The organism is Campylobacter sp. RM16190 (genome assembly GCF_012978835.1).
In the GTDB taxonomy this organism is placed as follows: Bacteria; Campylobacterota; Campylobacteria; order Campylobacterales; family Campylobacteraceae; genus Campylobacter_A.
Genome location: NZ_LIWS01000007.1, coordinates 75,490 through 94,638 on the forward strand (window position 1 = coordinate 75,490; position 19,149 = coordinate 94,638).

General features: G+C 35.7%; 21 protein-coding genes. 13 read left to right on the forward strand and 8 right to left on the reverse strand.

The genetic code is table 11. The features are described 5' to 3' along the window. Window positions 1–48: 48 nt before the first annotated feature. The 13 genes from CDOM16190_RS08145 (at window position 49) to CDOM16190_RS08205 (ending at window position 11,501) form a co-directional block, all read left to right on the forward strand. Window positions 49–2,250 (forward strand): NADP-dependent isocitrate dehydrogenase, encoded by a 2,202-nt coding sequence (locus tag CDOM16190_RS08145; RefSeq protein ID WP_170019993.1) that lies wholly within the window; start codon window positions 49–51, stop codon window positions 2,248–2,250. A gap of 9 nt (window positions 2,251–2,259) precedes the next feature. Then, entirely contained in the window at window positions 2,260–3,153 is an 894-nt protein-coding gene (locus CDOM16190_RS08150) for a lactate/malate family dehydrogenase (protein ID WP_170019995.1), read from the forward strand. 4 nt (window positions 3,154–3,157) lie between these two features. Next, window positions 3,158–4,324 (forward strand): ADP-forming succinate--CoA ligase subunit beta, encoded by a 1,167-nt coding sequence (gene sucC, locus CDOM16190_RS08155; protein ID WP_170019997.1) that lies wholly within the window; start codon window positions 3,158–3,160, stop codon window positions 4,322–4,324. Further along, window positions 4,325–5,203, forward strand: coding sequence for a succinate--CoA ligase subunit alpha (sucD, locus tag CDOM16190_RS08160; protein ID WP_170019999.1), 879 nt, complete (start codon window positions 4,325–4,327; stop codon window positions 5,201–5,203). Between the two features lie 126 nt (window positions 5,204–5,329). Next, window positions 5,330–5,635, forward strand: coding sequence for a 4Fe-4S binding protein (locus CDOM16190_RS08165; protein WP_169974686.1), 306 nt, complete (start codon window positions 5,330–5,332; stop codon window positions 5,633–5,635). 1 nt (window position 5,636) lies between these two features. Then, window positions 5,637–6,758: a 2-oxoglutarate synthase subunit alpha gene (locus tag CDOM16190_RS08170; protein WP_170020001.1), complete on the forward strand. Its 1,122-nt coding sequence runs from the start codon at window positions 5,637–5,639 to the stop codon at window positions 6,756–6,758. Between the two features lies 1 nt (window position 6,759). Next, the gene (locus CDOM16190_RS08175; RefSeq protein ID WP_170020003.1) at window positions 6,760–7,605 is read left to right on the forward strand and encodes a 2-oxoglutarate ferredoxin oxidoreductase subunit beta; all 846 of its coding nucleotides are present in this window, start codon (window positions 6,760–6,762) and stop codon (window positions 7,603–7,605) included. Then, window positions 7,602–8,156 carry a 2-oxoglutarate:acceptor oxidoreductase subunit OorC gene (locus tag CDOM16190_RS08180; protein WP_170020005.1) on the forward strand — a complete coding sequence of 185 codons (555 nt, stop codon included), beginning with the start codon at window positions 7,602–7,604 and terminating at the stop codon, window positions 8,154–8,156. Before CDOM16190_RS08175 ends, CDOM16190_RS08180 begins: the two co-directional genes overlap by 4 nt. A 27-nt stretch (window positions 8,157–8,183) precedes the next feature. Next, complete coding sequence (locus CDOM16190_RS08185; RefSeq protein ID WP_170020007.1) at window positions 8,184–8,669, forward strand: flavodoxin domain-containing protein; 486 nt, start codon at window positions 8,184–8,186, stop codon at window positions 8,667–8,669. A gap of 487 nt (window positions 8,670–9,156) precedes the next feature. Further along, window positions 9,157–9,735 carry a hypothetical protein gene (locus CDOM16190_RS08190; protein WP_170020009.1) on the forward strand — a complete coding sequence of 193 codons (579 nt, stop codon included), beginning with the start codon at window positions 9,157–9,159 and terminating at the stop codon, window positions 9,733–9,735. An 86-nt stretch (window positions 9,736–9,821) separates the two neighbouring features. Further along, the gene (locus CDOM16190_RS08195) at window positions 9,822–10,019 is read left to right on the forward strand and encodes a hypothetical protein (protein ID WP_170019893.1); all 198 of its coding nucleotides are present in this window, start codon (window positions 9,822–9,824) and stop codon (window positions 10,017–10,019) included. After that, window positions 9,932–10,201: a GNAT family N-acetyltransferase gene (locus tag CDOM16190_RS08200; protein ID WP_170020011.1), complete on the forward strand. Its 270-nt coding sequence runs from the start codon at window positions 9,932–9,934 to the stop codon at window positions 10,199–10,201. The genes CDOM16190_RS08195 and CDOM16190_RS08200 overlap by 88 nt, the downstream gene beginning before the upstream one ends. Then, window positions 10,194–11,501, forward strand: coding sequence for a DUF4135 domain-containing protein (locus tag CDOM16190_RS08205; RefSeq protein ID WP_170020013.1), 1,308 nt, complete (start codon window positions 10,194–10,196; stop codon window positions 11,499–11,501). Before CDOM16190_RS08200 ends, CDOM16190_RS08205 begins: the two co-directional genes overlap by 8 nt. A gap of 252 nt (window positions 11,502–11,753) precedes the next feature. Here CDOM16190_RS08205 and CDOM16190_RS08210 read toward each other — a convergent pair whose 3' ends face one another. From CDOM16190_RS08210 to CDOM16190_RS08245, 8 genes are all read right to left on the reverse strand, one after another. Further along, window positions 11,754–12,404: a YggS family pyridoxal phosphate-dependent enzyme gene (locus CDOM16190_RS08210; RefSeq protein WP_170020015.1), complete on the reverse strand. Its 651-nt coding sequence runs from the start codon at window positions 12,402–12,404 to the stop codon at window positions 11,754–11,756. Beyond that, entirely contained in the window at window positions 12,401–13,513 is a 1,113-nt protein-coding gene (gene rseP / locus CDOM16190_RS08215; RefSeq protein ID WP_170020017.1) for an RIP metalloprotease RseP, read from the reverse strand. The genes CDOM16190_RS08210 and rseP overlap by 4 nt, the downstream gene beginning before the upstream one ends. A gap of 63 nt (window positions 13,514–13,576) precedes the next feature. Next, entirely contained in the window at window positions 13,577–14,590 is a 1,014-nt protein-coding gene (locus CDOM16190_RS08220) for an AI-2E family transporter (RefSeq protein ID WP_170020019.1), read from the reverse strand. A 12-nt stretch (window positions 14,591–14,602) separates the two neighbouring features. Then, complete coding sequence (gene pgsA / locus CDOM16190_RS08225; protein ID WP_170020021.1) at window positions 14,603–15,142, reverse strand: CDP-diacylglycerol--glycerol-3-phosphate 3-phosphatidyltransferase; 540 nt, start codon at window positions 15,140–15,142, stop codon at window positions 14,603–14,605. After that, window positions 15,139–15,924, reverse strand: coding sequence for an enoyl-ACP reductase (locus CDOM16190_RS08230; RefSeq protein WP_170020023.1), 786 nt, complete (start codon window positions 15,922–15,924; stop codon window positions 15,139–15,141). The genes pgsA and CDOM16190_RS08230 overlap by 4 nt, the downstream gene beginning before the upstream one ends. Then, window positions 15,924–16,820 carry a 4-hydroxy-tetrahydrodipicolinate synthase gene (gene dapA / locus CDOM16190_RS08235; RefSeq protein ID WP_169974658.1) on the reverse strand — a complete coding sequence of 299 codons (897 nt, stop codon included), beginning with the start codon at window positions 16,818–16,820 and terminating at the stop codon, window positions 15,924–15,926. The genes CDOM16190_RS08230 and dapA overlap by 1 nt, the downstream gene beginning before the upstream one ends. After that, on the reverse strand, window positions 16,817–18,067 hold the full coding sequence (locus CDOM16190_RS08240) for a M16 family metallopeptidase (protein WP_169974656.1): 1,251 nt from the start codon (window positions 18,065–18,067) through the stop codon (window positions 16,817–16,819). The genes dapA and CDOM16190_RS08240 overlap by 4 nt, the downstream gene beginning before the upstream one ends. A 9-nt stretch (window positions 18,068–18,076) precedes the next feature. Continuing rightward, a complete protein-coding gene (locus CDOM16190_RS08245) occupies window positions 18,077–19,144 on the reverse strand; it encodes a quinone-dependent dihydroorotate dehydrogenase (RefSeq protein WP_170020025.1) in 1,068 nt (355 codons plus the stop codon). Between the last annotated feature and the right edge of the window lie 5 nt (window positions 19,145–19,149).

Sequence of the window (19,149 nt, forward strand, 5' to 3'; positions counted from 1 at the left end):
TTTAACCTAAATTTTGATAACATAACACATTTTAATAAAGGGTCTATTATGAGTGATATTATCTGGACAAAAACCGATGAGGCTCCACTTCTTGCAAGCTACTCGCTTTTTCCTATTCTAAAAAGCTTTTTAAACAGAGCAGATATCAGTATAGATGTAGCCGATATCTCGCTTGCGGGTCGTATAATAGCAGCTTTTAGCGATGTTTTAAAAGATGATCAAAAAGAAAAAGATTGGCTGGAAATTTTAGGAAATATGACAGAGGATAAATTTGCCAATATTATAAAACTACCAAATATTTCAGCTTCTATCCCTCAGCTAAACGATGCTATAAATGAACTAAGAGCCAAAGGATATGATCTGCCTTTGTATCCAAATGAGCCAAAAAATGATAAAGAGAGAGAAATTTACAAAAGATACCAAAAAGTGCTTGGAAGTGCCGTAAATCCTGTACTTCGCCAAGGAAATTCGGATCGCAGATGCGTAAGTGCAGTAAAAGAGTATGCTAGAAATAATCCTCATAAGATGGGAGAATTTAAATCAGATAGCAAGTCGGAAGTAGCCTATATGAAGAGTGGAGACTTTTATTTTAATGAAAGATCTATGACTGCAAAGAGTGATGATACTTTAAGAGTTGAATTTACTAACAAAAATGGTGAAAAAACGATATTAAAAGAGATAAAAGTTTTAAAAGGCGAGGTAATAGACGCTACATTTATGAGTGCAAAGGCTTTAAAGCAGTTTATAATAGATCAGATAAAGGATACTAAAGCCAAAGATCTGCTATTTTCCGTTCACCTTAAGGCTACTATGATGAAGGTTAGTGATCCTGTGATATTTGGACATTTTGTTAAAAAGTATTTTATAGAGGCATTTGATGAATTTAAGGATGAGTTTAAGAGTGTTGGAATCAATGAAAATAACGGCTTAAAAGATCTTTTTGAGAGAATTTTAAAACTAGATAAAAACACACAAGATAAAATTAGAGCCAAATTTGATGAAATTTATATCATGCGCCCAGACTTAGCTATGGTAAATTCAGATGCAGGAATTACAAATTTGCATGTCCCAAGTGATATAATCATAGACGCTTCAATGCCTGTGATGATAAGAAATTCTGGTAAAATGTGGGATAAAAACGGAGCCCTTAAAGAGGCTAAAGCCGTAATCCCTGATAGCACATACGCTAAAATTTATGAGGCCGTGATTGAAGATTTTAAACAAAAAGGCACACTTGACCCAAGCAAAATAGGAAGCGTATCAAACGTAGGTCTTATGGCTAAAAAGGCGGAAGAATACGGAAGTCACGACAAAACTTTTATAATGTCTAATGACGGGATTTTAAGAGTAATTAATTTAAATGATGAGGAAATTTTTAAATTTGAGATTTGTAAAGACGACATTTTTAGAATGACTCAGGCGAAGGATGATGCGATAACCGACTGGGTAAATTTGGGGATAAAACGTGCAAAACTTACTAACACTAAAGCGATATTTTGGCTGGATGAAAATAGGGCGCACGATAAAGAGATTATCAAAAAGGTTAAAGAGATACTCTCAAAAAGCGATTTAAGCGGAGTGGATATAGAAATTTTAAGACCTGATCTAGCTTGCAAAAAATCTCTTGACATCATAAGATCTGGCAAAGACTGCATAAGTGTTACCGGAAATGTGCTAAGAGATTATCTAACCGATCTATTTCCTATACTTGAGCTTGGCACGAGCGCGAAGATGCTATCGGTTGTTCCTCTTTTAAATGGTGGAGGCGTGTTTGAGACAGGAGCAGGCGGGTCCGCTCCGAAGATAGCCGAGCAGTTTTTTAATGAAAATCATCTTAGGTGGGATAGTTTAGGAGAATTTTTAGCATTAATTGCGTCTTTAGAGCATTTGGCGAATTTAAAATCAAATCAAAATGCTAAAATTTTATCATCTACTTTAAACTCTGCAGTTTCAAGATGGCTTAAAGAAAACAGATCTCCGCAAAAAGAGGTAAAAACTCCGGATAATCGCAGTAGCCATTTTTATCTGGCGCTTTATTGGGCTGAAGAGTTGACTAAAAATGGTGAAATTTTGGCTGATAAATTTAAAGATATGGCAAAAGAGTTAAAGGAAAATGAGAAAAAGATAGTCCAGGAGCTTTTGGAAGTTCAAGGTCAAAAGATGGATATAAAAGGGTATTATAAATTTGATGAAAATTTAGCCTCTAAGGCGATGAGACCGAGTGAGACTTTTAATAAAATCATAAATTAAGGAAGAGAAATGAAGATTTCAGTAATTGGAGCGGGTAACGTAGGTGCTAGCGCTGCAAGCGCGATAATGCTAAGAAAGATAGCCGATGAGATAGCTTTAGTGGATATATTTGGTAATGTTGCGCTTGCAAAAGCTATGGATTTGGCTCAAAGTGCTGCCGTTTTTGACATTGATGTTAAAATTTCTGGTGGAGATGATTTCTCACTTATAAAAGATAGCGATATAGTCGTAGTAACGGCGGGAAGCCCTAGAAAAGAGGGTCAAAGCAGAGAGGATCTGCTTCTTAAAAATGCTCAGATAGTAAAGAGTACCGTAGAAAAGATCGCTGAATTTGCACCAAATTGCATAATTATAAACGTAACAAACCCTCTTGATATACTAACATTTGTCACATATAAGGTTAGTGGATTTGATAAAAGTAGAATTTTAGGTATGGCTGGAGAGCTTGATTCAGCAAGGCTAAAATTTGAAATTTCAAAAAGGCTAAATTTACAAAATTCTCAGATAAAAGCTCATGTAATGGGTGCTCATAATGACGATATGCTTGTGCTAAAAGATAATATAAACGTAACTTTAAGCGATGATGAATTTGAAGAGATATCAAATGATACAAAGACCGGTGGAGCTAAATTTGTAAAGCTTCTAGGAACTTCAGCCTATTATGCACCAGGAGCTGCGGCGGCTAAGATGTGTGAAGCCATAAAAGATGAGAGCGATGAGTGGTTAAGCTGCTGTGTAGTAGTGGATGATAGCTTAACTTGCGGTCGCAGAGTCAAGCTTAATAAAAACGGAATTGCAAAGATAAAAGATCCAAGTCAAGAGGAAAAAGAGGCGCTTGTAAAGAGCGAAAACGATATAAGAAAAAATATAAATTTCTTGATAGAAAGTAGTGTATTGAGCTAATTTAATGGATATTCACGAGTATCAAGCAAAAGAGATCTTAAAAGAATTCAGTATCAAAATCTCAAACGGCAAACTTGCATATACGAGTCAAGAAGCTTTGGATGCGGCTAAAAATTTAGGCGGAAATATCTTTGCGATTAAAGCTCAAGTTCATGCCGGAGGAAGAGGTCTTGGCGGAGGCGTAAAAATAGCTAAAAGTCTAAGTGAAGTAGAGAATATCGCAAAGAACATGCTTGGTATGTATCTAACTACACCTCAAACCACAAAAAAAGGAAAGCTTGTTCGTAAAATTTATATTGAGCAAGGGCTTAATATAAAAAGGGAATTTTATCTAAGTTTAGCCTTTGATAGAAAGCAAGAAAATATTGCGATTATCGCCTCAAAGGATGGAGGCGTTAGTATAGAGGAGGTTGCTCATAGATCTCCTGAACTGATAAAAAAGATAAACATAGATCCGCAAATCGGACTTTGTAATTTTCACATCTTAAATTTGATTGGATTTTTTAATTTTGACAAAGATTTAAGTAGAAAATTCATTGAAATTTTAAAGAAACTTTATCAAATTTATATACAAAAAGACGCTACTTTAATCGAGATAAATCCTCTTATCTTAAATGATAATGATGAATTTTACGCACTTGATGCAAAGATGAGTTTTGATGATAACGCTTTATTTCGTCACCCTGAAATTTTAGCCCTTAAAGATGAGGGCGAAGAGGAGCCAAGTGAAATTGAAGCCAAGAAAAATCGCTTAAATTATATAAAGCTAAATGGCGATATAGGCTGCATAGTAAATGGTGCAGGGCTTGCTATGGCTACAATGGATGTAATAGAAAACGTCGGAGGAAAGAGTGCAAATTTTTTAGACGTAGGCGGTTCTGCGAGTCCTGAAAGTGTGGCTAAGGCCTTTGAGCTTATACTAAAAGATCCAAACGTCAAAGTGGTTTTTGTAAATATCTTTGGTGGAATCGTTAGATGCGATAGAATTGCAAGCGGAATTTTAGAAGCCGCGAAAAGTATAAATTTAAATACCTCTATAGTCATAAGACTTGATGGGACGAATGCAAAAGAGGCCATGGGCATGCTAAAAGATGCGAATCTTAAAAATTTGCATATAGCTTTTAATCTGTTTGATGGCGCTAAATTGGCTGTAAGCTTAGCGAGAAGTTAGATGAGTATTTTAATAGATAAACAAACAAGAGCCATAGTTCAGGGCTTTACCGGTAAAGAGGGAAGCTTCCATGCTCAAAGCTGCTTAGAGTATGGCACTCAAATAGTTGGCGGAGTTACGCCTTTTAAGGGAGGAAGCACACATCTTGGACTACCTGTTTTTGATACTGTAGCAGAGGCTGTCGAAAAAACTGGCGCTAATACATCTTTAATATTTGTTCCGAGCGCATTTGCCAAAGACGCTATTATAGAGGCTGCGGACAGCGGAATAAAGCTTGCTGTTGTAATTACCGAGCATATAGCCGTGCTTGATATTCTTGCTGCGAAGGCCTATGCTATCAAAAAAGGAATGAAGATTATCGGTCCAAACTGTCCTGGCATCATAAGTTCTGATCTTTGTAAGCTTGGTATTATGCCAAGTTCTGTTTTTAAAAGATCTGATATAAATATTGGTATAATCTCAAAGTCAGGCACCCTTACATATGAAGGCGCAAACGAGATTATAAGAGCGGGATACGGAATATCTACGGCCATAGGAATAGGCGGAGATGCCGTTATAGGGATGGATTATGAGGAGCTTTTGCCTCTTTTTGAAAAAGACGATGATACTAAGGCGATACTTTTGATAGGAGAGATAGGCGGGGATTTAGAGATAAGAGCCTGTAAGATGATAGAGGAGAAAATTTCAAAGCCTATAGTAGCCTTTATCGCTGGAAATTCAGCCCCAAAAGGGCGCAAGATGGGTCATGCCGGAGCCATTATAAACGGCATAGAAGGAAGTGCTGAATATAAGATGAAAGCGCTTAGTAGAGCCGGGGTTCATGTAGTAGATTCCCCAAGCAAGATAGGTGAAAAATTTAAAGAGGTAATGAAATTTTAGTAGCAATGATTGATAGGAGCTCTCTTAAATAAAACTAAAATAATTTTTATCTATTTTTTACAATCTTAAATTTAAGCAAGATTATATAAAAATGCTGGATTTGGAAATTTGAGTCAAGGAAAATATATGCTGATAAGAGATGATGCCCCAGTATGGGTAGACACTACCCGATGTAAGGCGTGTGATATATGTGTGAGTTACTGCCCAGCAGGAGTTTTGGGTATGCGTATAGAGCTTGGTGCAGTACTTGGAAAAATGATAGAGGTTGTTCATCCTGAGGCCTGTATAGGATGTAGAGATTGCGAGCTTCACTGTCCTGATTTTGCCATTTATGTAGCAGATAAGGGCTTTAAATTTGCCAAACTTACTGCAGAAAGTAAAGAAAGAGCCGCAGCAGTCAAAGCAAACCATTATGAAAAGCTAGGAGCCTAAAATGAGAGAGGTAATAGCTAGCGGTAATGAGCTTGTTGCGATGGCGGCCGTGGATTGCGGTTGTAATTTTTTTGGCGGATATCCTATAACCCCTTCAAGCGAGATAGCTCACGAATTGAGTGTTCTTTTGCCAAAAAAGGGTGGTAAATTTATACAGATGGAAGATGAGATAGCAGGAATCTCTGTAGCGCTTGGCGCCGCTATGAGTGGAGCTAAGGCGATGACTGCAAGCTCAGGGCCTGGAATTTCATTAAAAAGTGAGCAAATAGGGCTTGGATTTATCGCCGAAATTCCGATTGTGATAGTAAATGTAATGCGCGGAGGCCCTAGTACAGGACTTCCTACAAGAGTAGCGCAAGGAGACCTGCTTCAAGCCAAAAACCCAAGCCATGGGGATATAAATAGTATCGTTTTAGCTCCTGCTAGCTTAGAAGAGTGTTACACAGAGACGATTAGGGCCTTTAATCTGGCTCAGCGATTTATGACCCCTGTGTTTTTGCTACTTGATGAGACTATAGGACATATGCACGCTAAGGCCATTTTGCCTGAACTTAGCGATATAAAAATAGTAAATAGAGAGCAATTTACAGGCGATCCAAAAGATTATAGACCTTACGAGGCTAAAGCCGATAGACCTGCTGTTCTTAATAAATTTTTTAAAGGCTACAAGTATCATATCACGGGACTTCATCACGGAGTTACTGGCTTTCCGACAGAGGATGGAGAGATAGTCTCATATAATATAAATAGGCTTTTTAATAAGATTAATCTACATCTTGACGAGGTCGAAAACAACGAGGAATTTGAGCTTGAAGATGCCGAAATTTGCATAATAGCTTTTGGAAGTGTTGCTAGAGCGGCAAAAGAGGCGATTTTGAATTTAAGAAAAAATGGAGTAAAAGTAGGTATGTTTAAACCTATAACCCTATTTCCGGCTCCAGAAGCAAAGCTAAAAGAGATAGGTAAGAGATTTAAAAAAATATTAATTTGTGAGCTAAATTTAGGACAATATGTAGGCGAGATTAAAAAAGCTATGCTAAGAGATGACTTTAAGACTCTGCTTAAAGCAAATGGACGCGCGATAAGCCCTCAAGAGATAGTTCAGAAAATAGAGGAGTTTTAAAATGGCATTTAATTACGACAAATATTTAAGAATAGATAAGATGCCGACTCTTTGGTGCTGGGGATGCGGGGATGGAGTGATACTTAAAGCTGTTATTAGAGCGATAGATAGCTTAGGCTGGGATATGAACGATGTATGTGTAGTGTCTGGTATAGGTTGCTCCGGACGATTTAGCTCTTATGTAAATTGCAATACAGTTCATACTACTCATGGACGCGCCATAGCTTATGCAACTGGTATAAAGCTTGCAAATCCGGATAAAAAAGTTATCGTGATAACAGGCGACGGAGATGGGCTTGCGATAGGCGGAAATCACACTATACATGGATGCAGAAGAAATATCGATATAAATCATATTTTGATAAATAACTTTATTTACGGACTTACAAATTCTCAAACCAGCCCTACGACTCCTCGCGGTATGTGGACCGTAACGGCTCAATACGGAAATATAGATCCAACTTTTGACGCATGCAAGCTAGCTACGGCTGCGGGGGCAACTTTTGTAGCCAGAGGAAGCGTGATAGAGCCTGTCAAGATGGAAAAGATGTTAGTAGAAGGTTTTAGTCATGATGGATACTCTTTCTTTGATATTTTTTCAAATTGCCATATAAATTTAGGTAGAAAAAACAAGATGGCAGAGGCAACTAAGACACTTGAATGGATAGACGGTATAACTTTAAGCAAGACAAAATTTGATCTGATGAGTGAAGATGATAGGATTGGCAAATTTCCTCTTGGAGTTTTACACAAAGATAACAGCAAAACCGAATATACAAAGGCTTACGATCAAATCATAAAAGCCGCCCAAAGTGGCGAGAAAATCGACTTTAAGGATATAAATTGAAAAGAGAGCTTAGATTTGTCGGGGTTGGCGGACAGGGTGTAATTTTAGCCGGAGAAATTTTAGCCGCCGCCAAGATAGAGGATGGAGGATATGGGGTCAAAGCATCTACTTATACTTCACAGGTTAGAGGCGGTCCTACTAAAGTTGATATAGTATTAGACGAAAGCGAAATTTTATACCCATATGCAAATGAGGGTGAGATAGAATTTATGCTTGCAACGGCACAAGTAAGCTACAATCTTTTTAAAAGCGGAGTCAAAGAGGGTGGTATAATAGTCATAGAGCCAAATTTGGTCAAAGCTAACGATGAAGATAGAAAAAAGTGGAAAATTTATGAAATTCCTATTATCTCGATAGCTAAGGACGAAGTCGGAAATGTCATCACGCAAAGCGTTGTAGCCTTGGGAGTAGCTGTAGAGATGAGTGGTTGCTTGGATGCCAATTTAGTAAGAGAAGTTATGCTATCAAAGGTACCAAAGAAAGTCTATGAGGCCAATGCTATGGCTTACGAGCTAGGATTAAAATACGCTAAAGAGGCAAAAGAGAGTTAATTAATACAAAATTTATAAAGGAAAAATATGAAAATAGGAATTTTTTACGCTACGGGAAAGGGCGATACCGCAAAGGCTTGCGAGTATCTGGCTTCAAAATTGGGTGCCAAAGTAAAGGCTGTTAAGGAAGTAGAGCAATCAAGCGAGTTTGAAGACTTTGATCTTTTGATTTTAGCAAGCTCAAGTTATGGATTTGGTGAACTTCATGATGATTGGAAAGCAAAATTATGCCTGTTAAAAGAGGCTAAGTTAAAAGGCAAAAAAGTAGCTATTGTAGGAGTTGGCAACCAAGAGCGCCACGGTGATAACTTCTGCGGCGGTGTAGTTGAGTTTTTGCCTTGCATAAAAGGAGCCTTATTGCTTGGTACCAGTGAAAAAGACGGTTATAAATTTGACTACTCTTCATCGTTTATAAATGATAAATTTATAGGTCTTGCGCTCGATACAAAAGGCGATAAGGAGTATGAAAAGCGCATTGATAAGTGGGTAAGCGAGATAAAAAATCAAATTTAGATTTTTATACCGCCAATAGTTAATTGCAATTAGTAAGATATTTCTTGTTAAATAAGTGTATTTTAGCAAGTCTGAACGCTATCTTGCACTTGTTTAGCAATGGATAAAATTATTTATTGCATTTCATTTAGATAAAACAGCTTTAATACTATAAGCATTCACACAAAATTATAAATAATACTTTATATCATGGATAATAAATTTAATTTTATTTATATTGATATTGACTTTTATTTTATATCTTATTATAATTTCAAGAGCATATTTTATTTTCTTATTATAGGAATAAATCATGAAAAACTTTCAAGAAGCACGAAACAGGCTACAGTTGTTTTGCTAGCGATAGCTATGTCGGGATTTGCTCAAGAGGCGGATAAAGTCGTATCCGATAATTCGCTTTTAAAAAAAAGATATAAAAACAAGCGAATATTCGGATATAAAACTAAATATCTTAAAATATGCTTATATCCCCACGGATAAGCTCTTAATGCTTTGGAGCGACAACTCTTATGCTGATAAAGCCATATCAAACCCTGCGATATTGTTTAACGACAAAAGCGATGGCGTAGAGATAAAGGCTTATTATCAAGTTTCAAACGGAATTAAAAATTTTTCCATACCCTACCTTGAAAATATAGAAGAGTTATCAAGCGGTCGGATTAAAGAGATTTTACAAAACGAGATTCGTCTTGTGATTTCAGAGCAACTTCCTGCGGAGATTATGCTTAAAGTTTTAACGGATATAGAGTTTAAGAGAGATTTTATAAGTGATCCAACTAAAACTTTATCCGATTTTGGCTATGATCTAAAGGGCGATTATAAAATAAATATATATGAAGATACCGCCACTACAAAACATCTAATCATACCTAATTCTCCTATTAATTTAGCTCAAAAAAGCAAAATTGATAGCGAGATAGAGTATTTTTTAAAAAATGAAAGTAGTTTATTGTCCAATAATCAGTATAAGAAAATTATTATATATAATTCTAAGTGTAATAATTGCCATAAACCATACGATACTAAAATTTATATCGAATGCACATCTTTACCTACTTGTCAATAAGGAGAAAAAATGGAAAATTTAGTAATTATAGAAAATTCGGCGAATTTTGATCCGAAAGATATCGATAAAATTCAGTTATCCATAGGTTGGACGGAGCAAAAGATATAGACGCGGCTCCTTTGTATTCACACTATGATATGTTTAGAAGCTATGATTATGTAGCTATCGCTAAGATAGGAGAAAAACTATCGGAGTTTTGCATGCTTTTTCGGATAGAGATAATTTCGCCACATCTTATCTTTACTCTATTATGGTTCATAAGGATTATCAACGTAAAGGCGTAGGACGAGCTTTGATGAACGCTTTTAATAAAAGATTTGCTCATACTACGACTTGGGTCGTAACGCCGATTAGCAAAAATAAGGATGCGGTAGCGTTTTTAGAAAAATTCGGTTTTATAGAAAATTCTAAAAATTTCACGATTTGCTCTAGAAAAAGAGTGTCTAGAATAAATATAAATGAGTGATTTTGCTAAGGCTATTTGCGATCAATTTCCAAATTGCATATTTAGCGAAAAGTTCGTTTTAAAAATAGAAGAGTTTTTAAAACAGACTAAATTTATAAGTAGCGCTCAGTGTATGGCATTTGATAAGAGATTAAACGGAAAGATAAATTTGGAAAATTTTAAAGCCGATATATCTAGTATTAATCTATACGCTGAGTATATGCTGCAGAAATATATTTGCAAGGCTATTTTAGATATCAAAAAATATTTAAAGTCGGATGTCGTTAAATTTAACGATATTGAATTTGCTAGCAAAGAGACGCACAATGAAAAGCGAAGCATACTTATATTTAGCGCAAACGACAAAAAGCTTGTGTATAAGCCCTATAACCTAAAACACTTAAAAGTTCTATTAGATATCTTTAATCATATTAAGCAAAATTTAAAATACGATATATCTATGTTTCCTGAAATCTTACACTATGAAAAAGATTATTGCATTATAGAATTTTTAGATAGCGATCAAAATTTAGATGAGACTAGATTATGCTACTGTATAGGGGCGGCTTTAGCTTTTAGTTATTGCTTTAGAATTACCGATCTACATAGCGAAAATATCTTATATGCAAATAACTCTTTTTATATCTTAGATACCGAAACTTGCTTTTATAGAGATGTTTATGCGGATCATTTTGCACTAAGCTATACGGGGCCTTTAACAGCTAAGAATAGTTGCGGACTTTTTGATAGGACTACAAAAGATATGATCGTGCAAATAAATAAAGATTTTGAAGTCTCATTTTTAAGCGATAGAAGAAATAGGCCGAAAATTATTAACATAAAAGATAACGCACATATCGTTTATAGGGGCTTTAAGGATTGTTATAGGGCGATTATGAAGCATAAAGATAAGATTTTAGAGATTATAAATTCAAACGATTTGATATTAAGATTTGTATTTAGACCGACTAGCGTTTATATAAAATGGATGATTTTACTATTTACGCCGTCTTTAAATTTTAAAGATAATATAATCAAACTTCGTAATGAGATGACAAAATATAAAAAAGGAAATATATCTGAAGAAAATTATCAAGATATAATAAAAAACGAGCTAGCCGATATGATACTAACCGATGTGCCGTATTTTTATTATGATACTACAAAAAACTGCATATATCATAAAGATAGATTGGTTGTGGATAATTTTTATAAGGAAAATTTTAGCTTTTTTGTAAAAAGATGGCTTGATAGTATAAATAATAAAAATTTTATAAGTTTGCAAAAAGAACTAAACTACTTAATGGCTTTAAAAAGATAAATATCTCATATATAAATTTGATTTTGATAGAAAATTAAAGGCTTTATATACTTAAACAATATAAATTAGATAATGCTATATGATACGAATCTGTAGCTATATCCATACCTTTAGCAAAGCAAAATATACATTGTCCGTATTTCAAAAAACATATAAGGAATATAGCTACATTACAAATAATATCTTTAAACTTAAGACTTGGTATCAAATACCGATTTTATTTATTTTATAATTAAAAATTACGATTGAGCCTTATTTATACAAAACAGACCCCAGTCTTACCATATTTGAGCCGCATTTTATGGCCAGCTCAAAGTCGCCACTCATCCCCATAGAGCAAATTTTAGCTCCGTGCGGTTCAAGCTCTTCATAAATTTTATGCGTGATTTCAAAGCTTTTTTCGATACTCTTTATATCATCCACGTGCGCGCCGATACTCATCACTCCAACAGGACGTAAGAATTTGCAACTCTCTTTGATAGACAAAAATGTCTCCACCGCCATTTTGGCTTCCACTCCTTGCTTGCTCTCTTCTTCGGCGGAGTTTATCTGAAGCAAGCATTCAAGCTCATAATCAAGCCTTTTATCCACTTCAAGCGCAGCCTTAAGACTCTCACAACTTTGCCAAAGAGTGGGGCGAAGAGATATGAGTTGGTTTATCTTGTTACTTTGAAGACGACCGATAAAGTGCCATTTTATAAGATTCTCAGGCAAAATTTCAGCTAAAATTTGCCGCTTGTTTTTAAGCTCTTGAACTCTATTTTCGCCAAAGTCGATCTGCCCCTCATTAAAAAGCTCTAAAACCTCTTTTGTGGTTACGTTTTTACTAACGGCTATGAGTTTAACCTCTACACCGATGTGCACCTTTTTGATACGCTCTAAAATTTCATCTAAATTTTTCAATTACCGACTCCGCCAAGCCTTAATATATCGTTGAATGTAGCAACTAGCATAAGTGTAATCAATAAAGCCCATCCGCAATATGTTAGGCCGATATAGACTTTTTCATTCATTTCTCGTCTAAAAATCAGCTCATATATATTAAATAGAATATGTCCTCCGTCAAGTGCTGGGATGGGAAGTAAATTTAATACGCCTAAATTTACAGAGATTAAAGCAGTGATTACAAGAAGGGTTGATATACTTATCTGTGCGGCTTTAGAAGTAATATCTGCTATCTGAATTATACCTCCCATATCTTTTATAGGCACCACGCCCTCTATTAGCTTGCCAATGCCTGTAAATATGAGTTTTGAGGCGTTTATCGTCTCATTAAATGCAAATTTTAAAGAGTCAAAACCTCTGCTTTTTAGATTTATAACCTCGCCTGAAGGAGAAATTCCTATAAGTGGTTTTTCTATTTTTTCTCTGAAAAGATTAACGCTTTCGCCTATTTTTGGCGTTAATTTTACAGTTTGTATCTTTTTGTTTCTCTCTATTTCAATTAGGGTTTGAGTTAGCTTTACATTTTTGCTTATATCGTCCCATTCGCGAATTTCTACTCCGTTTATGCTTAAAATTTTATCATTTTTTAGTAGACCGGCTTTTTGCGCGGCTGAATTTGGCATCACATTACCGACCACGGGAGCTAGCCTATCTACACCAATATACCCAAGCACAATAAATATCAAAAATGCTAAAGCGAAGTTAAAAAACGGCCCTGCAAAAAGTATGAAAATCCGTCCAAGGGGGCTAAGTTTGGTATAGCTGTCATCGTCCATATTTTTTAGATTTGGTTTGGTATCATCCTGTCCTTTTAGGCTCACATACCCTCCAAGAGGAATAGCTGAAATCGCATATTCGGTTTGGCCTACGCGTTTTGAGTATAGACTATCTCCAAAGCCTACGCTAAATTTTAAAACTCCTACATTTAAAATTCTAGCTGCCATAAAGTGCCCAAGTTCGTGAAAAAATATTAAAAAAGATATGGCAAAAACAGTTATAAAAAAATACCATGAATAAGCGTAAACACCTAAAATAAGCAACAAAACTACAAAAATTATACTTTTCAATATTTACCTTTTTTATAAAAACTGGCTAAATTTAGCATTTTATTTTAAATTTTACGCTTAATATTAATCTATCTTATCACTAAGCAAAACGGCTATAAATTTAGTGTTTGGATTGGCGTCAAGTGCTATTTTAAGGCTCATTGTAAGAGGTACCGCCAAAAACATTCCGCCGATTCCAAATAAAAATCCCCAAAAAAGTAGACTCATTAATACAACTAGCGTGCTTATACCAAGCTCTTTACCTAAAAATTTAGGCTCTATAAAATTTCCTATTGCAACATTTATTACAAGATATAAGGCTATCGTCCAAACGGTCGAACTTACATCGCTCATCAAGAGTGCAACTAAAATAGCAGGTATTGCAGCTATGACCGAGCCTATAGTTGGTATGAAATTTAAGACAAAGGCTACTATTCCCCAAAGCGGTGCGTAAGGCACACCGATGATATGAAGTCCGATAAAGATCAAAATTCCGGTAGCCAAAGAGGTTAATGACTTAATCTCCAAATATCTTTTCAAATTTGATATGAAGGTATCTACTATCTGGTTTGCTTGAGGATTTTTGCTAGCGAAATACTCGATTTTTTGATGAAATACATTGGTTTCAAACAACATAAAGGTAACTAATAAAAATATAAAAAAGCTCTTTGATACAAGTTCTGTACTCCCTTTTAATAGAGTGCCAAAGGCGGCAAAAATTTTATTAGGGTCAAATTCGCTTGGTACTACTATATCTTGTGTATTGATAATATCATATCTCTCAATGATTTGAATAGTCTGATCGCTAAAAGTTTTAAACTTTTCCTGAAGCTCTGGAAGATAGCCAAGAAGTCCATTTATAGTAGTTATAACAGTATTCGCAATAAAGCCAAGCGTTACAAATACAACTCCAACAACAACTATAAAAGCTAATATTCTAGGAAATTTAAGCCTTTGAAGATAATTTATCGCAGGAGACATTACTATGGCTATAAAAACTGCTATAAGGAAGGGAAATACAACCATACTTGCAGCCTTTAAACCTGCGGCTACAACAACAAAGCTTGCCAGATAGACTATTACTAGATTACTTCTCAAGCAAATATTCCTTTATCTCGCAGATCTTATATATGCAAATATATACTCAAATCCAGAATATAGTGTTAATGCTACGGCAAACCATAAAAGTGCATTGGCAAAAGGCCACTGCATGATCAAAAATCCAATGGCTATCATCTGAAATACCGTTTTTACCTTGCCTGCCATTGAGGCGGCGAAATTTAGCCCCTCTGCAGCCATCACTACTCTAAAACCTGTTATAAAAAATTCTCTTATAAGTATCAGATATATAGCCCAAGGATTGGCTCTATCCATCATCATAAGCCCTAAAAATGCGGCTAAGGTTAGCATCTTATCTGCCAAAGGATCTATTATGGCACCAAGCTTTGTTTTTTGATTCCAAGCTCTTGCGATATATCCGTCAAAAAAATCTGTCACGCTGGCTATTGCAAAAATTAGTCCCGCAAAATAGTTTATCCAGCTAATATGGATATTTTCAAAATGAGTATTTGCATTTACAAGAATATAAAACATAGCAGGCGCCAGTAAAATGCGTAAAAACGCAAGGATATTCGGTAAATTTAAACTCATTTAAATGTTGTTCCGCCATCTATTATAAATGTATGACCGGTTATCCAGCTAGCCTTGCTTGAGCATAAAAATAGACAAGCTCCAGCTAGATCGGTAGGCTGTCCTATGCGATTTAAAGGACTAAGCTTAGCCGTCATATCTCTTACTTCTTCATAGTTTGTAAAGGCTCTTAAAGCATCTGTTTCGATAGGCCCTCCGCTTACCACGTTTACTCTAATGTTTTTTTCTCCAAGCTCTGTTGCGGCGTATCTTGCCATAGCTTCAACAGCAGCCTTTGAGGCTCCGTGACCTGCGTAGTTTTCTATATATACTAAATTTCCGGTTGAACTAAGCGAGATAATACTACCACCGCCGATTTTTTCCATTCTCTTGGCGGCCTCTTGAGCTCCTACCACAAAGGCATTTACAGTAGCGGTAAAGATATTATTTATACCTCTTGGTCGAAGTTTCATAAATTTAGTATATCCACCAACTACGGCACGCCCTGAAATAATCGCATTTGATATAAAAAAGTCCACTCTATCAAAATCGGCATCTATAAGCTCGAAAAGATCCTTATATGTTTCTGGTTCAAGTATATTTAAAGAGTAGGCGCGCGCCTTTATTTTGAACTTATCCTCAAGCCCTTTGGCTTGCGTTTTGGCTAGTTCCTCATTTGAGTTATAGGTAAAAGCAATATTTGCTCCAACTTCTGCAAACTGCTCTACTATTGCCCTTCCTATACCCCTTGTCCCACCGCTTATTACTAAGGTTTTACCTTTAAATTCGTTTTTAAAATCCATTAAAATCCTTTTATCTCATACTGCTTCATAGTCTCTTCTATCTTTTTGAAATTCTCTTTACTAGGTTCGCAAAGCGGCAGCCTATACTCAAGACTTGGAAGTAGTCCCGCTATATACATAGCCGCCTTTATAGGTATAGGATTGCTCTCGCAAAACAACATCTTATTGATATTATAAAGCTTATCATTGATAGCCTTTGCCTTGATATACTCTTCATCAAGAGCCAGATGCGTAAGCTCTGAAATTTTATCAGGAAGCAGGTTTGAAGTTACAGATATAACTCCTTTGCCACCATTTGAAAGGATAGGGTAGTTTATAGCATCCTCTCCGCTTATAACGACCAAATTTGGCTCATGAGCAAGCAAATCTACGCATCTATCGATACTTCCGCTCGCCTCTTTTACGCCAAATATATTTTCACAGTCATTAAAAAGTCTAAAAATCGTGAAAGGTAGTATATCCACACCTACACGACCCGGGACGTTATATAAAAGAACCGGAATTTCAACACTTGAGGCTATTGTTTTATAGTGTTGATATAGTCCTTCTTGGGTAGGTTTATTGTAATACGGCGCAACCGAAAGGATGCCGTCAGCTCCATGAGCTTGGGCAAATTGAGCAAGTCCAACCGCCTCATGAGTAGCGTTACTGCCGGCGCCGGCAAGCACTTTTACATTCGTATTTTTGCATGTCTTTACGGCTATTTCTATACAAATTCTATGTTCATCATGGGTTAGAGTGGCACTCTCTCCGGTAGTTCCCACAGGCACTACTGCGTCTATTCCGTTTTGAATTTGCCTTATAATAAGTTTTTCATAACTTTCTTCATCTAATTTACCGTTTTTAAAAGGTGTTATAAGAGCGGTCATTGCGCCCTTTAGAATCTTTTTCATCATTTTTGATCCTTTCTTAAAATAACTGTAGTAGAAGCCCTATCGGTAAAGTATTTTTTAGAAATTTCATTAATATCTTTACCCTTTAGATTTTCTATCTTCTCTTGAAGCTCAAAAAGAGGTTTTATGTCGCCTTTGATAAGAAAATCCCCATATAAATTCGCAACTCTTGAAGCGCTACCAAAAGAGTGTATGAAGTCCGATTTTATGCTATTTTTTATCTTTGTTAGCTCATCTTGATCTATATTTTCTTTTTTAATACTTTCTAAAATCTGATGTATCTCTTTTTCCACCAATTCGGCTTTTACTCCGGGATTGCAAACCGCTATTATTATAAAAAGACCTTCGTCGATATTGTCCATATTGTAAGCATAAATTTGATTTACTAAACATTTTTCATCAACTAAAATCCTATGCATTACTGAGCTTTTACCACTACTTAAATACTCGCTTATAGCGCCTAACGCCACCTGATCTTGATGGTTAAACGGCGGGGCTTTAAAGGCAATCGCGATCATCTCCACTTCGCTCTCTTTATAAATTTCAACCCTCTTTGCTCCATTTTGAACAGGTTCTACGCAGTGAATATTTGGAATATCCTTTGAGTTTTTAATCTCTTCAAAATGCTTTTTACCAAGCTCGAATGCCGTTTTTTTATCTATATCTCCGCTGATTAATAGTATCGCATTTTTAGGCTGATAAAAGATAGAATGAAATTCTTTTATATCTTCAATTGTCCAGTTTTTAATATCCTCTATAAAACCTATCGGCGTCCAATGGTATGGATGATAGGTAAAGGCTGTATTAAAGAGAGTGAAGTACAAAAAACCTATAGGGTTATTATCTGTACGCCAAAGCCTCTCTTCTAAAACAACATTTCGCTCAGGCTGAAATTCCTTGTCTTTAAGGCTTAAATTCGCCATTATATCAGCGTATAATCCTAGCGATTTGTCTAAATTTTGCTTTGAGCACTTAACAAAATAGTGAGTATAATCAAAGCCTGTGCTTGCGTTATTTATACCGCCAAAACCCTTGACTATCTTGTCGAACTCTCCCGCTTTTAGATTTTTGGTAGATTTGAAATTTAGGTGCTCTAGCATATGAGCTATTCCACTTTTTCCCATTACTTCGTTTCTTGATCCTACCTTGTAAAAAAGATCGATACTGATTACATTTGAGCCTTTATTTACCGGAATGTGATAAATTTTAAACCCGTTTTTAAGTTTAATTTTTGAATATTTTAAAAGCATATTTTTTCCTTATTTTCCTATATCTATTCCCACGGCTTCGCTAATATTTGCGAATCCGTCTCTTTCAAGCAGCTCTAAGAGCTCTAAATTAATATACCTACAAACAGCAGGACCTCTAAATATAAAAGCGGTGTAAATTTGAACCAAATTTGCGCCCATTCTAATACGCCTATAAGCCTCTTCGCCGCTATCTATACCGCCACTTGCGATTAATACGGTTTTACCAAACAATTCATCAGCTACGATCTTAAAGAGGCGTCGAGATTTTTCAGTAATCACTTTACCGCTTAGTCCGCCAAAATTTTGTAAATTTTGTGATTTACTAAGGCTATAATCAACGCTTGTATTGTTTATGATAACCCCGCTTGCACCACCTTCGACTGCTGTTTTACAAATTTCAACTGCTTTTTCATCGTCCATATCTGGTGCAATCTTAAAAATAATAGGTTTTGTAGTTATAGAAGTTAGCCTGTTAAAAAGCTCCTTCACGAACTCTACATTTTGCAGATCACGCAGGTTTAGCGTATTTGGAGAAGAGATGTTTATAACAAAAGCATCACAAATATCGCTAAATTCTTTAGTTAAATTTTCATAATCTTCAAGTGCGTTTTCATTTGGAGTTACTTTATTTTTGCCTATATTTGCAAAAAGAGGTATGACAAAAGGGTATAGTTTTTGAACTCTTTTTGCTATTTTTTTTGCCCCCTCATTGTTAAAACCCATTGCATTTTGGATACTCTCTTCTTCTATAAGCCTAAAAAGACGGGGTTTTTTATTTCCGCTTTGGGGCTTGGGAGTCAAGGTTCCAAACTCAATATGACCAAAGCCAAGCGCTGTTAGCGGCTTTAGCATAGTAGCGTTTTTATCAAATCCTCCGGCGATTCCTATAGGATTATTAAAAACCAAATTAAATAAATTTTGCTGAAGTCTAGCATCATTTACGACACATTTATTGGCAACAAAACTCATTGAACCCGGAAATATCTTATCTGCATAGACCATCGCACACTCCGCTATCGCGTGTGCAGTTTCTGGTTGAAATTTAAAAAAAATAGTTTTTAAATTATTATAATTCAAGATCT

Coding starts and splice junctions, on each gene's coding strand:
- sucC (WP_170019997.1), top strand. CDS start 3,158: ATGGATATTCACGAGTATCAAGCAAAAGAGATCTTAAAAGAATTCAGT.
- pgsA (WP_170020021.1), bottom strand. CDS start 15,142: ATGAGTTTAAATTTACCGAATATCCTTGCGTTTTTACGCATTTTACTG.
- CDOM16190_RS08205 (WP_170020013.1), top strand. CDS start 10,194: ATGAGTGATTTTGCTAAGGCTATTTGCGATCAATTTCCAAATTGCATA.
- CDOM16190_RS08175 (WP_170020003.1), top strand. CDS start 6,760: ATGGCATTTAATTACGACAAATATTTAAGAATAGATAAGATGCCGACT.
- CDOM16190_RS08145 (WP_170019993.1), top strand. CDS start 49: ATGAGTGATATTATCTGGACAAAAACCGATGAGGCTCCACTTCTTGCA.
- CDOM16190_RS08240 (WP_169974656.1), bottom strand. CDS start 18,067: ATGCTTTTAAAATATTCAAAAATTAAACTTAAAAACGGGTTTAAAATT.
- CDOM16190_RS08185 (WP_170020007.1), top strand. CDS start 8,184: ATGAAAATAGGAATTTTTTACGCTACGGGAAAGGGCGATACCGCAAAG.
- CDOM16190_RS08150 (WP_170019995.1), top strand. CDS start 2,260: ATGAAGATTTCAGTAATTGGAGCGGGTAACGTAGGTGCTAGCGCTGCA.
- sucD (WP_170019999.1), top strand. CDS start 4,325: ATGAGTATTTTAATAGATAAACAAACAAGAGCCATAGTTCAGGGCTTT.
- CDOM16190_RS08190 (WP_170020009.1), top strand. CDS start 9,157: ATGCTTTGGAGCGACAACTCTTATGCTGATAAAGCCATATCAAACCCT.
- CDOM16190_RS08165 (WP_169974686.1), top strand. CDS start 5,330: ATGCTGATAAGAGATGATGCCCCAGTATGGGTAGACACTACCCGATGT.
- CDOM16190_RS08170 (WP_170020001.1), top strand. CDS start 5,637: ATGAGAGAGGTAATAGCTAGCGGTAATGAGCTTGTTGCGATGGCGGCC.
- CDOM16190_RS08230 (WP_170020023.1), bottom strand. CDS start 15,924: ATGGATTTTAAAAACGAATTTAAAGGTAAAACCTTAGTAATAAGCGGT.
- dapA (WP_169974658.1), bottom strand. CDS start 16,820: ATGATGAAAAAGATTCTAAAGGGCGCAATGACCGCTCTTATAACACCT.